A 14,832-nucleotide genomic window follows, 5' to 3' on the forward strand; every position below is an offset into this window, starting at 1 on the left:
ACGAACGACCCGATGACCGAATCGATTGACGCCGTTGCCGACCCGCTGCACGGACAACCCCACGAGATCGTCGAGCGCGACGGCGTGCGCTACACCCTGCTCGGCACCGCCCACGTGTCGCGCGCCAGCGTCGATGCCGTGCGCGCCGCCGTGGCCAGCGGCGACTACGACAGCGTGGCGGTGGAACTGGACCCGGGCCGCCTGCAGTCGCTGACCGATCCCGACACGCTGTCGCGGCTGGACCTGGTGAAGGTGATCCGCGAAGGCAAGACCCACCTGTTCGCCGCCAATCTTGCGCTTGCCGCTTACCAGCGGCGCCTGGCCGAACAACTCGGCGTGGAGCCCGGCGAGGAACTGAAGGCCGGCGCACTGGATGCGAAGGCGCGCGGCCTGCCCGTGCACCTGATCGACCGCGAGGTCGGACTGACCTTCAAGCGTGCGCTGCAATCGCTGGGCTGGTGGCAGCGGACCAAGGTCGGCGCCGGCATCATGGCCAGCATGTTCGGCGACGAAGAAGTCGGCGATGACGAGATCGAGAAGCTCAAGCAGGGCGACATGATGGAATCGAGCTTCGGTGAGTTCGCCGCCGAAAGCCCGCAGTTGTACGAGACCATCATTGCCGAGCGCGACCAGTACATGGCTTCCGCCCTGCGCCAGGTTGCCGCGGGCAAGCCGACGGATGCGGCGTCGCCGTATCGCGTGCTTGCGGTGGTGGGTGCAGGGCACCTGCCCGGCCTGACTCGGCACCTGAAGGACGACACCGCCGACCCGGCCGAGATCCGCCGCTCGCTCGAGGTCGTGAAAGCCAAGTCGCGCTTTCCGTGGATGGAGGTCATCATCGGCGCGTTCCTCATCGGCGGCTTCGCCTGGGGCTTCTGGCAGGGCGGTGTGGATGTCGGCTCCGACCTGCTGCTGCAGTGGGTGCTGGCCACCGGCATCCTCGGCGCCATTGGCTGCGCGATCGCCGGCGGGCATCCGCTCAGCATCCTCGCGGCCTTCATCTCTTCCCCGCTCACGCCGCTGCATCCGGCGCTCGCCTCGGGCACCGTCAGTGCGTTCGTGGAAGCGACGCTGCGCAAGCCGACCTATGCGGATTTCATGGCGTTGCGCGACGACGTGCAGACGATGCGCGGCTGGTGGAAGAACCGGGTGGCGCGCGTGTTGCTGAACTTCTTCCTGACCAGCCTCGGTACCGCCATCGGCGTGTGGACCGGCGGATTGCGGATGCTGGGAAAACTCGTCGGCTGAGCCTTCGCCCGACGCACCACCCAAAGAAAAAGCCGGGCAATGCCCGGCTTTCTCCTTTCCGCTGAAACTCACTCCGCGCGCAGGGCGGCCACGCTGCTGGCCGTCGCCGCGGTGCTGCCGCGTCCCTGGCGGGCACGCTTGATCGTGCTTGCCGTACCGCTGCGCAGATCATCCAGGATCGCGTAGATCGTCGGCAGGAACAGCAGGCTGACCACGGTGGAGAACGCCAGGCCACCGGCGATGGCACGCGCCATCGGGGCGTAGGCCGGGCCATCGCCCGCCATCTGCGTGTTCGCCATCGCGATGGGGATCATGGCCAGGATCGCCGTGCCCATCGTCATCAGGATGGGGCGAAGGCGTTCGCGGCTGCCTTCCACCAGCGCATCGGTGCGCGACAGGCCGCGCCGGCGCAGGTTGTTGATGTGCTCAACCATCACGATGCCGTTGTTCACCACTACACCCATCAGCACCAGGATGCCGATGAACGACATGATGCCGAATGTCGTCCCCGTCAGCGCGAACAGCCAGAACACGCCGAACACCGAGAACACCACGCCGCTCATGATCGCGGCCGGGAACAGCAGCGACTCGAACACCGCGGCCATCACGATGTAGATCATCACCAGCGCGATCAGCAGGTTGAACATCATCTGCGCCATCGCTTCGTCGTCCTCCTGGAACGCGCTGCCATCGAAGGAGTAGCTGTAGCCGGCCGGGAACGTCATGCCCTTCAGCGTCTCCTCCAGCGCCTTGCGCGCTTCCGGCACCGTGACCTTCTCGGCGAGGTTCGCCTGCACGGTCACCGTCGTCTGCCGGTTGGTGCGCTGGATCTGCGTGGCCGAGGGCAACACGGCCACGTCCACCAGACTCAGCAGCGGCACGGTGCGTCCGTCGGGCGCACGCACCATGAAGCCGGCCAGATCCTCCGTGCCGTAGTCCTCGGCGCCGGCGAAGCGGACCCAGACCGGCACTTCCGTCTCGCCGCGACGGAACTCGCGCAACGGGGCGCCACGCAGCGCGAGGCTGACGAAGCGCGCCACTTCCTGGGCACTGAAGCCGAACGCCGCTGCACGTTCGCGGTCCACGCGGACGGTCAGCTCGCTGTTCTGGTCGCCCACGTCCACGCGCACGTCGCGCAGTTCCTTGCGCTTGGCAAGGATCGGGATCAGGTCGTTCGCGATCTCGGACAGCGTCTGCGTCGAATCGCCTACCAGCTGGAAGGACACGCTCTGGCCCGGTTGGCCGCCACCCCCCTGCCCGCCGCCGTCGCCGCGGATGCCGATGTTGGCGCGTGCCGACTTGGGCAGGTCCTTGCGCAACTGCTCCACCAGCGGTTTGGTTACGCTGGCCTTGTCGGTATCGAACTTCACCTGCGTACCGCCCCAACCCTGCTCGCTGAAATACGAGTAGACCTGGGTGATGTGGTACTTCTCGCGGTTCGCCTGCAGGAACTGCTCGACCTTCAGGACTTCGTCGGACATCTGCTCCTTGGTGTAGGCGCCCTTCCACTGGTAGTAGAGCTCCGCCTCGCCGCCGCCGTCGTTGCCGAACATGTCGAACTTGGTGAACTTGATCGGCACGAAGCTGACCAGCACGATCAGCAGGATGCCGAGCACGCTCCAGCCGCGGTGTTCCAGCGTCCAGCGCAGGAAGCCGGCGTAGCGCTTCTGCATGCGCGGAATGATGCCGGTTTCCGTGCGCACCAGCGGCGGTGTCTTCAGGCGTGCCGAGATCATCGGGATCAGGCTGACCGCCACCAGCCACGAAGCCAGCAGCGACACCGAGATGGTGATCGCGATCTGGCCCAGGTAGATGCTGAGGAAGTTGCGCTCGCCGAACAGGTTGGGCACGAACACGATGCAGTGGCACAGCGTGCCGGCCGACAACGCGATGGCCACGTGGCGGGTGCCGACAATGGACGCCCACACCGGGTTCCCGGGGTACTTCTCGCGTTCCTGGTAGATGCTCTCCACCACCACGACCGCGTTGTCGACCAGCATGCCGATGGCCAGCAGCAGGCCCATCATCGACAGGATGTTGAGCGTCACCCCGGCGAAGTACATGAAGCCCAGCGTCATCACGAAGCAGATCGGGATGGCCAGCGTGACCATCGCCACCGATGGCCAATGGCGCAGGAAGAACCACAGCACCACGATCGACAGCACCAGGCCGATCAGGCCGGCCTCGGCCAGTTCCAGCAGCGAGGACGTCACGTTCTCGCCCTGGTTCTCGATGATCTTGACCTGCACGTCGCTGAGCGAGGGCTGCGAACGGATCGCCTCCACTTCCTTCAGCGCGTTGCTGGACACTTCCACCAGATTGGCGTTGCGCTCCTTGAAGATGTCCAGGCCGACGGCCGGCTGGCCGTCCAGACGGCGGCCGTAGTCCATCCGCGCGGGCTTCAGGCGCACATCGGCGATGTCGCCCAGCCGCACGTTGCCGCTGCCGACCACCAGCTCGCGCAACTGCTGCAGGTCGGTCAGCTCGCCGACCGGCTGCACGCGCAAGCGCTGCGGACCATCGCTGATGACGCCGGCCGAGATCGAGAAGTTGACCGCCTGCAGTCGTGTGGTCAGGTCGTTGAGACTGAGGTTGTGCGCGGTCAGCCGGTCCTGGTTGATCGCGATCTCGACCTCGTTCGGCGGCGCGCCCGACACCTCGACGCGGGCGACGCCGGGAATGCGTTCGATACGCCGCTTGAACTCGCGCTCGATCATGTCGTACGCGCCGGTCAGGTCGGACTTGCTGGCCAGTCGCACCCGCAGCACCGGCTGGTCGGTGGTGGAGAACTTGAAGACGAAGTAGCGCTGCAGGTCGTCCGGCAGGTCGTCGCGGATCGCATCGAGGCGCTCACGCGCCTCGGAAGCCGCGATGGCGACATCGCGGTCCCAGTTGGAGAACTGGATGAAGATCTGCGCGCCCTCGGCCTTGGCGTTGGACTCCATCCGCTTGATGCCGGCCATCGTCGACAGCGCTTCCTCGGCCGGACGCAGCACGGTGCGCTCGACCTCCTCCGGTGTCGAGCCGGTGTACGGCAGCGACACGAAGATGAAGGGCGGCGACACCTCGGGAAAGGCTTCCAGTGGAAGCCGGATGGCCGCGATCAGGCCGATCACGAACAGCGAGATGAAGAACATCACCGCCGTCACCGGCCGCTTGATGCTGAACTCCGCGACGCTCATGCGGGTTCACCCTCCCTATCCGCCGGCATCGCCGCCTTCTTCGTGCGACGGCCACGCGCCAGGTAGTAATCGTCGGCGCGGCGGTCCAGCAGGTCGTAGACCACCGGGATCACCAGCAGCGTCAGCAGCGTGGATACCAGCAGGCCGCCGATCACGGTGATGGCCATCGGCGAGCGCACTTCCGCGCCCGGGCTGCCGAACAACGGCGCAGTGGCCAGCGGCAGGAAGCCGAACAGCGTGCAGAGCGTGGTCATGATGATCGGACGCAGGCGCGAGCGCGCACCTTCGATCAGAGCTTCGCGCTTGGACACGCCAGCTTCGCGCAGCTGGTTGACCTTGTCGATCAGGATGATGGCGTTCTTGGTCACCAGGCCGACCAGCAGGATCAGGCCAATGAACACGACCACCGAGATCGGCGAGTTGGTCAGGAACAACGCGGCCACCGCACCCACCATCGCGAGCGGAATGGTGAACAGGATGACGAACGGATGCAGCAGCGATTCGAACTGCGACGCCATCACCAGGTACACCAGGAACACGGCGAGGCCGAACGCGAACAGCAGCGAGTTGACCGATTCCGCCAGTTCCTCGCCCTGGCCACCGATATGCATGCCGACGCCAGCGCCCAGCGGATTCTCGGCGACCATCTTCTGCACTTCCTGCACCGCACTGCCCAGGTCGATGTCGCGCAGGTTGGCCGACACGATGGCCACGCGCACCTGGTCGGCGCGGTGGATCTCGCTGGGACCGGTGGTGGCGACGACGTCGGCGACCGCGGACAGCGTCACCGGACGCGCACTGCCAGGATTGACGATCAACCGGCGGATGCTCTCCACCGATGCACGATCGCCCTCCTGCGCACGCACCAGCACGTCGATCTTGCGGTCGCGGAAGCTGTAGCGGGTGGCGACTTCGCCGCGCACATTCTTCACCACGACGTCGGCGATCTGGCGCGTGGTCAGGCCCAGCGCACCCGCACGCTCCTGGTCGAAGCGGATCTGGATCTCCGGGAAGCCCTGCTCCACGGTCGACTTGACGTCGGCGTAGTGCGGGTTGGTGCGCAACAGGGCCGCCAGCTTCTGGCCCGCATGTTCGATGCTGGCCAGATCCTGGCCGCGCAGCTCGACTTCCAGCGGCGTGGAGAAGCTGAAGAGTTCCGGTCGGCTGAAATCGACCTGCGCGCCGGGGTGGTCCTTCATGGTCGCGCGCAACGCTTCGGTCTCGCGGGCTTCGATGGCTTCATTGCCGCCATTGGCCATCACCACGGTCAGCTTGCCGATGTTCTCGCCGCTCTCGGTCGGATTCGCATCCAGCCGCGTGCCGCTGCCGCTCACGCCGTACAGGGCATGGATGCCCTCGGCTTTCGCATGCTTGTTCTGCAGGTCGCGCACCAGTGCATCGGTCTTCGCCAGCGGCGTACCCGGCGGCAGCTTCACCGTCATCTCGAAACGATCCTGCGCCAGCTGCGGGATCAGGTCCGCGCCCAGCATCGGCACCGCGGCGAGCGCGACAAGCAACGTGGCCGCCGCGAAGCCCAGCACGAGCCACGGACGGTGCAACGAGGCCGGCAGCAGGCGCATGTAGCCGGCTTCGGCGCGGTTGTACGGCGCCATGGCCAGGTCGCTGGCCTTGCGCATGACCGGACCGACAACGGCGGCCACGCCACGCCACGCGCGCACCACCACCCACGCCAGGCCGAAGAACGCGCCCCGACCGGCCACGCCGACGCCACGCCCGGTCGCCGCGAGCGGCTTCTGCCAGCGCGCGTCAGGCTTCCACTGCGGGTGCGGGGCTTCGTCCGGGAACGCCAGCGGCGGCCGGCCCTTCAGCGAGCTCAGCATCGGGATGAGCGTCATCGACACGACCAGGGAGATACCGATGGCGATCGCCACGGTCAACGCCTGATCGCGGAACAGCTGGCCGGCGATGCCCTGCACGAACACCAGCGGCAGGAACACCGCGATGGTGGTCAGCGTGGACGCCACGACGGCCATGCTGACCTCGCGCGTGCCGACCATCGCGGCTTCGAGTATCCCCAGGCCGCGCTCGCGTGCCTTGGCGATGCTCTCCAGCACCACGATGGAGTCGTCCACCACCAGGCCGGTGGCCAACGCCAGGCCGCCCAGCGACATGACGTTGAGGCTCAGGCCCAGTTCGCCCATGAAGAAGAACGTGGTGACGATCGAGACCGGCAGCGACAGGCTGATGACGAACGTGCTCCAGCCGTCGCGCAGGAACAGGAAGATGATCAGGATCGCCAGCGCGCCGCCGATCACCGCGTCCTTCTTGACGTCGGCGATGGCGTGTTCGATGAACAACGACTGGTCGTCGATGATCGTCAGCTCGACATCCGGCGGCACCTGCTGTTTCAGCTGCTCCAGCTTGGCCTTCAGCGCTTCGGCGGTGGAAACGGTGTTGGCGTCGCCTTCCTTGTAGATGGCGAGTTCGACCGCTTCCTTGCCCGCCAGGCGGATGATCGCCTCGCGTTCCTTGAAGCCCTGGCGGACCTCGGCCACATCCTTCAGGCGCACCGGCACGCCGCCGGCGATGACGCTGCCGCCGCCGCCGGAGGCGCTCTGCACCGACGCCGCGGCCGCCATCGCTTCAGCCGAGCCGGTCGAAGCGGCGATCGCCGCCATCTGAGCGGCCGCCGACGCCGCGGCGTTGTCGCCGCCGCTCTGCGTGGTCACCAGCATCTCGCGGATCTCGTTGACGGTGGCGAACTGATTGACGGTACGCACTAGGTAACGCTGCGAGCCTTCTTCCAGACGGCCGCCGGAGATGTTGATGTTCTCCTGCTGCAGGCGCTGGATGACGGTGTCGATCGGCAGGTTGAGCTGGGCGAGTTTCTGCTGGTCGATGTCGACCTGGATCTCGTCTTCCAGGCCACCGCCGACCTTTACCGCGGCCACACCGGTGACCGGCTCGAGCTTCTTCTTCAGGTCGTCGTCGGCGTAGCGGCGCAGTTCGGTGAGCAGGCGGACCGCGTCGGTATCGTTCTTCGGCTCCTGCTTGTTCGACAGCACCAGGCGCAGGATCGGCTCGGTCGAGGGATTGAAGCGCAGCAGCACGGGCGCCTTCGCTTCCAGCGGCAACTGCAGCACTTCCATCTTGTCGCGGACTTCCAGGCTGGCCTGGTCCATGTCCGTGCCCCAGGCGAACTCGAGCACCACGTCGCTCTGGCCGGTGCGCGACACCGACTTCAGCTTGCGCAGGTTCTTCACCACGCCGACGGCCTCTTCCACCGGCTCGCTGATCAGCGTTTCGATCTCGGACGGTGCCGCGCCGGTGTACTCGGTGCGCACCGTGAGCGTGGGATAGCTCAGGTCGGGCAGCAGGTTGACCTTCAACGAGCCCAGCGCGATGACGCCGAACAGGAACATCGTGATCCAGAACATCGCCACGGTGACGCGGCGACGTGTCGAGAACTCGACCAGTCCGCCGCCCATCGTTCCATCTCCACCCGTTGCGTGGGGGTCATGATCCCCCGGTGCGTGGCCAGGCGTGCTCATTGCTTGCTTCCGGCGGTCTTGGCGGCTTCCGGCTTGGCGGCGACCTTGGCCGGTTCGGCGCCGATCACCTGCACGGCGCTGCCTTCACGCAGCGCGACCTTGCCGGCGGTGACGACCTGTTCGCCGGCCTTCAGGCCTTCGCGCACTTCGATCCATTCGCCGTCCACGTAGCCCACCTTCACCGGCACGCGCGCCGCCTTGCCGTCGCGCACCGCGAACACCGCCGGGTCGCCGTCGTCGAGCAGCGCGACGCGCGGCACCACCAGCGCATCGGCGCGCTGGTCGTAGTCGATGCGGATGCGGCCAAACATGCCCGGCTGCAGGACGCCATCGCTGGCGAACGAACCCACCACGCGGAAGGTGCCGCTGCCCGAATCCACCACCGGCGCAATGCGGTCCACCGTGCCCTGGAACACCTTGCCGGGCAGCGCATCCACCGCCAGCGCGATCGGCAGGCCCGCCTTCAGCGTGGACAGCTCGCGCTCCGGCACGTTCAACGTGGCTTCCAGACGCGACTGGTCGACGATGCGGATGATCGGCGTGTTGATCTGCACGAAGTTGCCGGACTTGATCGAACGCGACGCCACCACGCCCGAGATCGGCGCCGTGACCGTGGTGTACGACAGCTCCAGCGCGGCGGCGCGGTAGATGGCGCGCGCGTTCTCCAGGTCGTATTTGATCTGGTCGACGTCGTTGGCGCTGATCATCTGCTGCTCGACCAGCTGCTGCGCGCGACGGTAGTTGTTTTCCAGCTTGCGCATCTGCGCTTCGGCCTGGGCCACCTGCAGGCGCAGGCGGTCGGGGTCCAGCCGTACCAGCGCCTGGCCGGCGCGGACCACCTGCCCTTCTTCGACCAGCACGGCCAGGGCGACACCAGACGTCTTGGCGACCACCTGCGACTCGCCCAACGCCTCCAGCGCCGCGGTGCCGCTGTAGCTGGCAGCGACCGGGCGATGGGTGACCTTGGCCACCTCCACCGGCACGGCATCGGGTTCCTTCGGACCTTCGCCGTTCTTGGCCTGGGCCTCCGGCGTGGGGCCGCCTCCCTTGCAGGCGGACAGGACCAGCAGGCCGCACAGGACGGGCACCAGTGCGAGGCGCAGGTAGGAACGGCCGGAATGGGGGCGGGGTCGGGACATGGGGCGGTACCGTGGTGGTGTTGTGGTGGTGTTGTATGAAGGTATATCACCCCTGAATGACTTCCATGCGCCGAAGGTCATGGTGACTTGCGTCGGACGTCGTGCTGCGCGCACCACCTGCGTATTGGCAGGCGCGAGGCCGAGGGTGCACGTTGCAAAAACCGCCTACGCAGGTTGACGGCCCTTCGCGTTGGCCACGCCCTGCCTGTGCGCGACATTCGGTCGCAGGCTATACTTGCGTTCAGCCAAGCGCCGCGGTGGTACGCGGCGCGCGCAACCTGAGAGTTCCACGAGAATGATGCGACTGCTTCCGCTCGCCGCTTGCCTTGCCTTGGCCGCCCTTCCGCTGGCCGCCCTGACCGCACAACAGGACCCCCAGGCCGCGCCGCCGGCGACCGAAGCTGCCGCACCGGCCACGGCGCCCGCCGCCGCACCCAAGCCGCTGGTCGGCAATGCCGACACCGGCCGCACGCTGACCTACACCTGTCAGGGCTGTCACGGCATCGTCGGCTACAAGAATGCGTATCCGAGCTTCAAGGTGCCGAAGATCGGTGGCCAGTCGGCCGACTACCTCGCCAATGCGCTGACCGAGTACCGCACCGGCAACCGCAAGCACCCCACGATGCAGGCCCAGGCGCAGAGCTTCTCTGACCAGGACATCGCCGACATCGCCGCATTCCTTTCCACCGTCAAGTAAGACCACCATGCCCAACGCCAAGCACGCCCAGCGTCTAGCCATCGTCCTGTTCGCGGCCCTCGCCCTGGTGGCTTGCTCGAAGGAAAACACCGAGGCTTCGGCCGAAAACCCGGGCCATGCCAGTGGCGAACACGGTTCCAGCTCGTCGGCCGGCCTGCCCAAGGGCCACATCGCCAAGGGCGAGGAACTGGCCAAGGCGAAGGGCCAGGCGACCGGCCAGAGCTGCATCGACTGCCATGGCGCCGACGGCAATGCGCCGATCGACGACACCTACCCCAAGCTGGGTGGCCAGTACGGCGACTACCTGGCGCACGCACTGCAGGCCTACCGCAGCGGCGACCGCCAGCACGCACTGATGTCGCCGCAGGCCGCGAATCTCAGCGATCAGGACATTTCCGACCTCGCCGCCTATTTCGGTTCGCGCCCCTCGCAGCTGCGCGACCTGCACAACGTGCATCGCTGAGCGTTGTCTTTCCCTCATCGGGAATGCAGAAACGGAGCCGCAAGGCTCCGTTCCTGTTTGCGGCGACACCCGCGGCTTCTGTGGGAGCGATACAAGTCGCGATGAACCACCGCGGCACCCCATCGCGACTCGCGTCGCTCCCGCATCGCACCGCGCACCTCTCGTCATCAGCTGTCGGTCGGAATCGGCGTGCGCTTGACCGGAATCTCCGGCGGCGGCCGCGCCTTCGGCGGCTCCGGGAACAGGCTGCCCAGTCCGCACCCGCCACCGAGCTGGAGTACCGAGATCGAACACTTGAGCTTCATGTTCGTGCCGGGGATGGGGATGTCCACTTCGCGCACGTTGCGCCGCACCCATTCCGCCAGCAGCGACTCGCTGGGCACCCAGTACTTGTCGAAACTGGTCGGTTCGTAATCGTAGGGTGGCCGCTGCAGCCACGTGCCCGCCTCATCCAGTCGCTCGCGCGTCCACTGGTCGTTGCCGCCGCCAGGCGCGCCGCGTTGTGCTGTCGCCTCGCCGGCGTCGCCGGGCACGCGCAGGCTGCCGTCGGCGTTGTAGAGCCCCGCCTGGTCGCGGCCGTCGGCAGCGCTGTCGCCTGCCACGTTGCGGCGCGAATTGCCCCAGTCGTCCGTGCGTGCCGGTGTGCTCCAGCCACCGGGTTTCGTTGCGGGCGCCGGGCCTGCATTGCTCGACGTGGGCGCCGTGGTGCCACGCGGTGCGGCGGTCGCCGTCGATGGTGCCCGTGTGCTCGCCGTCGAAGGCGTACTCGATGACCCCGTCGTCGACGGCGTGGTGACGGCAGGCGCTGGCGCTGGAGACGGCCGCGGCGAAGGCTCGCGGACCTCGGCCTGCCGCACATTGCGCTCCTGCGTCGCGACGGCACGCGGCGACACCTCGCGCGACGGTACCGGCACCGTGCGTATCTGCGGCGCAGGCGTGGCCATCTCGCGCTCACGGACCTCAGCGTCGCGCGTGGCCATCGCCGGCACGTCGATGGCACGCACCGGTGTATCGCGGCGCACGACGGGTGCGGTGACCGGGGTGGGAATCTCGCGGTTGGGCACACCCACCTCCCGCTGCGCCGGCTGGGTGATCTCCGGTTGGCGCGGCGTGACGGACGGCAACACGAAGGCGCGGGTCGGTTCGGCGACTTCGGTGACCTGCAATGGTTGATCCGCGATCTCGGGTACCGGCACATCGCGCGGCGGCAGCGGCGGCACGTCCATCGCCACGGTGGGGGCCGCGACTTCCGTTGGCGGAGGCGATGATTCGCCGGGTTGCGGCTGGGGCGGCGCCGGCGTCGCCGACGGACTCGCCGCAGGCGCCGCGCTCGCCGTCTGCTCGGCGGCGGTTTCGCCAGCCTGCGTCGCGCCGCCGGTTTCGTCCGGGCTGCCCTCGCCGATCATTTCAAGGCGCACGCGACTGCTGTCGCCGGCCTCGTCGGGCGGTGGCGGGATCTGCACCAGCGCCACCCACAGCAGGAACAGGAAGAACACCAGATGCAGCATGCCGCTGCTGACCGCCGCCGCCCAGCGCATCCAGCGCTCTTCGCGCGGCGGCGGCCCCCAACCCGGGTAGAACAGCGAACGCAGCGCCAGCATGCGCCCGGGCAGGAAGGGCGTGGCGCGCCTTGCCGTCGGCGCATGCGAAGCCAACACGCCGAGGATCGCATCGACCTTCTCGTTGGTGATCCTGCCGAGCCGCTCGGGCAGCGCGCGCAACCACAGGCCCCACCCGAAAGGCAGGCCGGTCTGGCGTTCGACGATGGGGGCCGCCTTGCGCGGCAGCAGGTGTGCGATGACGTCGGTGGCGTTCGTCACCGGCGGTCGGCTCCGTCAGGCCGCGTTGCCGCGCGGGATGTACGGCGCGTCGCCGGTCCCGTGGTCGGTCGCGTCGCGGACGGCGGTGACGCCTGGCACACGCGCCATCAGCGTCTTCTCGATGCCCTGCTTCAGGGTGACGTCGGCCATGCCGCAGCCGTGGCAGCCGCCACCGAAGCGCAGCCATACCACGCCATCGCCGCCCACTTCTTCCACTGCCACCCGCCCCTTGTGCGAGGCCAGCTGCGGATTGATCTCGTTGTCGATGACCCAGCGCACGCGCTCGACCAGCGAAGCCGCCTCGCCGGGCGCTTCGCCCTTGATGCGCGGCGCCTTGATGGTCAGCTGGGTGCTGGCGCCCTTCATGACATAGTCGATGTCGGCACCGTCCAGCCAGTGCACGCTGGCCGCATCGACGTACAGGGTGAAACCGTCGCAGTCCACCGCCCATTCGTCGCCGGCCAGGTCGCGCGGTTCGGCGAACTCCAGTCGCGCATCCGCCTGCGCCGTCCCGGGATGGACCGCGCTGAGGCGCACGCCCAAGCCAGGCAGCGCCTCGCGTTCGATCAGCTTGCGGAAGTGCGCCTGCGCGCTGTCGGAAATCTGGATCATGCGGCTATTCTAGCCGCCAGCCCGACGGGCATTCACGTTCACTGACCGGTCGTCGCACTTCGTTCAGACTGGTCGCCCCCGCAGGAGAGCCGCCATGTCCGACCTGATCCCCCTGGCCCGCGCGCACTGCGTGCCGTTGCGCGGCAGCGAACACCGCCTGCCGCCGGCCCGCATCGCCGAACTGCTGCCCCAGATTCCCGGCTGGGAGCTGGCAGAGGAAGGCCACGCTCTGCTGCGCACGTTCCCGTTCGACAACTACTACGAGACCATGGCATTCGTGAACGCCCTCGCCTTCATCGCGCATGCCGAAGACCACCATCCGGATCTTGGCGTGCACTACAACCGCGCGGTCGTGCGCTATTCCACGCACGACGTCGGCGGCCTGAGCGAGAACGACTTCATCTGCGCGGCCAAGGCCAGCGCCTTGCTGGGAGAATCCTGATGGAACGTCGTATCCCCGTATCACCGATGCTGCTGCTCGCCGGCGTGTTCGCCCTGTCGGCGTGCACGAAGAAGGCGGAAGAGGCCGCCGCGCCGCTCATCGCACCGACCGAACTGGCCGCGATCGACACCCCGCCGCCTGCCTACCCGGCCGAGGCCGAGTGCAACAGCGAGGGCGGCACCACCGTACTGCGCGTGACCATCGAGAAGGACGGCGTGCCCGCCCGCGTTGCCCAGGTACAGGGCAGTGGCAATGCCGCGCTCGACAAGGCCGCGCTGGCGGCCGTGCAGACCTGGAAGTTCCGCGCCGCCACGCGCAATGGTCAGCCGGTCACCCACACGATCAACGTGCCGGTGACATTCCCGCCGGTGCTGGAAAAGCCGACGCGCTGCTTCGCGCAGGGCGCGGGCTGACTCAGCCCAACCGCTCCAGCGCGTCCGCCAGATCCTCGGCCAGCGGCGCGCTGAGCACGTAGGGCGTCTTGCCACCGTCGAGCGCGAACTGCAGCGAGGCGGCATGCAGGAACAACCGCTTCAGGCCCACCTGCTCGCGCAGGCGCTTGTTGACCGCCGGGTCGCCGTACTTGTCGTCGCCCGCCACGGGATGGCCGATGTGCTGGGCATGCACGCGGATCTGATGGGTGCGGCCGGTCTCGATGCGGACCTCGCAGTACGAGTGCCCGCCTCGCCGTTCCAGCACGCGGAAGTGGCTCAGCGATTCCTTGCCGTCACGATGCACCTGCACGTGGCGCTCGCCGCCCTGGCGCAGGCCGATGTGCAGCGCCGCGTCCACGCTCATTACGCCATCCGGCATGCGGCCGACCAGCAGGGTCAGGTAGCGCTTCTCGATGCCGCGGGTGCCGTCTTCGCTGTCCTCGCGCAGCAGCGCCTGCAGTTCGGACAGGGCCGAGCGCTTCTTGGCCATCACCAGCAGGCCGGAGGTGTCGCGGTCCAGACGGTGGACCAGTTCCAGCGTCTGGTTCGGCCTCAGCGCGCGCATCGTCTCGATGGCGCCGTGGCTGATGCCGCTGCCGCCGTGGCTGGCCACGCCGGTCGGCTTGTTGATGACCAGCAGGCGCTCGTCCTCGAACACGATGGACGCCTCCATCCGCTTCAGGAAGCCGCTTGGCGGCGCGACCTTGTCTCCCACTTCGACGAGACTCACGGGCGGAATTCGGACTTCATCGCCGCCTTCCAGCTTCCGCTCCGCCTTCGCCCGGCCGCCGTTCACCCGCACCTGGCCGCTGCGCACCAGCTTGTAAACCAGGCTGCGCGGCGCGCCTTTCAGCTGCCCCAAGAGGAAGTTGTCCAGCCGCTGCCCGCCCCGGTCTTCCGGCACCGTGACCGTCCGCACGGCGGTCTTGGCGCCTGCAGCCGGCTTCTCGGAGGGGGGACTGGGGTTGGAGCCATTCATTCTGTTACACTCGGAGCGCGAGATAAGGGTTTGATTTCGCAGGGAGTTGCAGTTGGGCCAGAAGCCCGTCTCCCCGCGATTCCGGCAAGTGCGCGGCCACCGCCCCAGGGGCGGCCATGTTAGCGGCTGATCGGCAGGCCCGGATACCGCCGGGTGCGTGACGGCACCTGATGCTGAACATGTCCCGCGTGGCGCCCCCTCTTGAGGGAAGCTGCCTCCGGCCCCGCAACACCTATTAGAAAGAAAGCGCTCCCGCGGCCTGCCGTGGTGTCGTAGCGCTGGAAACCCGAAGCCGCCCCGCTGC

At 67.8% G+C, this 14,832-nt stretch carries 11 protein-coding genes; 5 read left to right on the forward strand and 6 right to left on the reverse strand.

The window, feature by feature from the left end; translation table 11 throughout:
- The first annotated feature begins 12 nt into the window (after positions 1–12).
- Positions 13–1,248 (forward strand): TraB/GumN family protein, encoded by a 1,236-nt coding sequence (locus tag ACGHX3_RS10570; protein ID WP_394694923.1) that lies wholly within the window; start codon positions 13–15, stop codon positions 1,246–1,248.
- Between the two features lie 68 nt (positions 1,249–1,316).
- On the opposite strand, the gene ACGHX3_RS10575 is transcribed toward ACGHX3_RS10570, so the two are convergent.
- From ACGHX3_RS10575 to ACGHX3_RS10585, 3 genes are read right to left on the reverse strand one after another with little or no spacing between them, the layout of a single operon-like run.
- Positions 1,317–4,430: an efflux RND transporter permease subunit gene (locus ACGHX3_RS10575; RefSeq protein WP_394694924.1), complete on the reverse strand. Its 3,114-nt coding sequence runs from the start codon at positions 4,428–4,430 to the stop codon at positions 1,317–1,319.
- Positions 4,427–7,879, reverse strand: a complete 3,453-nt coding sequence (locus tag ACGHX3_RS10580) for an efflux RND transporter permease subunit (RefSeq protein ID WP_394694925.1) — start codon at positions 7,877–7,879, stop codon at positions 4,427–4,429. The genes ACGHX3_RS10575 and ACGHX3_RS10580 overlap by 4 nt, the downstream gene beginning before the upstream one ends.
- Positions 7,880–7,938: 59 nt before the next feature.
- Complete coding sequence (locus ACGHX3_RS10585; protein WP_394694926.1) at positions 7,939–9,081, reverse strand: efflux RND transporter periplasmic adaptor subunit; 1,143 nt, start codon at positions 9,079–9,081, stop codon at positions 7,939–7,941.
- A gap of 298 nt (positions 9,082–9,379) precedes the next feature.
- Between ACGHX3_RS10585 and ACGHX3_RS10590 the strand changes: the two genes are divergently transcribed.
- Together ACGHX3_RS10590 and ACGHX3_RS10595 are read left to right on the forward strand one after the other, a co-directional pair.
- Positions 9,380–9,778, forward strand: a complete 399-nt coding sequence (locus ACGHX3_RS10590) for a c-type cytochrome (RefSeq protein ID WP_162337927.1) — start codon at positions 9,380–9,382, stop codon at positions 9,776–9,778.
- A gap of 7 nt (positions 9,779–9,785) precedes the next feature.
- Positions 9,786–10,241: a cytochrome c gene (locus tag ACGHX3_RS10595; RefSeq protein ID WP_162337926.1), complete on the forward strand. Its 456-nt coding sequence runs from the start codon at positions 9,786–9,788 to the stop codon at positions 10,239–10,241.
- A gap of 167 nt (positions 10,242–10,408) precedes the next feature.
- On the opposite strand, the gene ACGHX3_RS10600 is transcribed toward ACGHX3_RS10595, so the two are convergent.
- Complete coding sequence (locus ACGHX3_RS10600) at positions 10,409–12,061, reverse strand: hypothetical protein (RefSeq protein ID WP_394694927.1); 1,653 nt, start codon at positions 12,059–12,061, stop codon at positions 10,409–10,411.
- 15 nt (positions 12,062–12,076) lie between these two features.
- Positions 12,077–12,673 carry an NfuA family Fe-S biogenesis protein gene (locus ACGHX3_RS10605; protein WP_162337924.1) on the reverse strand — a complete coding sequence of 199 codons (597 nt, stop codon included), beginning with the start codon at positions 12,671–12,673 and terminating at the stop codon, positions 12,077–12,079.
- 94 nt (positions 12,674–12,767) lie between these two features.
- Between ACGHX3_RS10605 and ACGHX3_RS10610 the strand changes: the two genes are divergently transcribed.
- Together ACGHX3_RS10610 and ACGHX3_RS10615 are read left to right on the forward strand one after the other, a co-directional pair.
- Positions 12,768–13,115, forward strand: coding sequence for a 4a-hydroxytetrahydrobiopterin dehydratase (locus ACGHX3_RS10610; protein WP_213604167.1), 348 nt, complete (start codon positions 12,768–12,770; stop codon positions 13,113–13,115).
- Positions 13,115–13,528: an energy transducer TonB gene (locus tag ACGHX3_RS10615; protein ID WP_394694928.1), complete on the forward strand. Its 414-nt coding sequence runs from the start codon at positions 13,115–13,117 to the stop codon at positions 13,526–13,528. Before ACGHX3_RS10610 ends, ACGHX3_RS10615 begins: the two co-directional genes overlap by 1 nt.
- A 1-nt stretch (position 13,529) precedes the next feature.
- On the opposite strand, the gene ACGHX3_RS10620 is transcribed toward ACGHX3_RS10615, so the two are convergent.
- Entirely contained in the window at positions 13,530–14,528 is a 999-nt protein-coding gene (locus ACGHX3_RS10620; protein ID WP_394694929.1) for an RluA family pseudouridine synthase, read from the reverse strand.
- Positions 14,529–14,832: the final 304 nt, after the last annotated feature.

Source organism: Pseudoxanthomonas japonensis (genome assembly GCF_043632995.1).
Lineage (GTDB): Bacteria > Pseudomonadota > Gammaproteobacteria > Xanthomonadales > Xanthomonadaceae > Pseudoxanthomonas_A > Pseudoxanthomonas_A japonensis.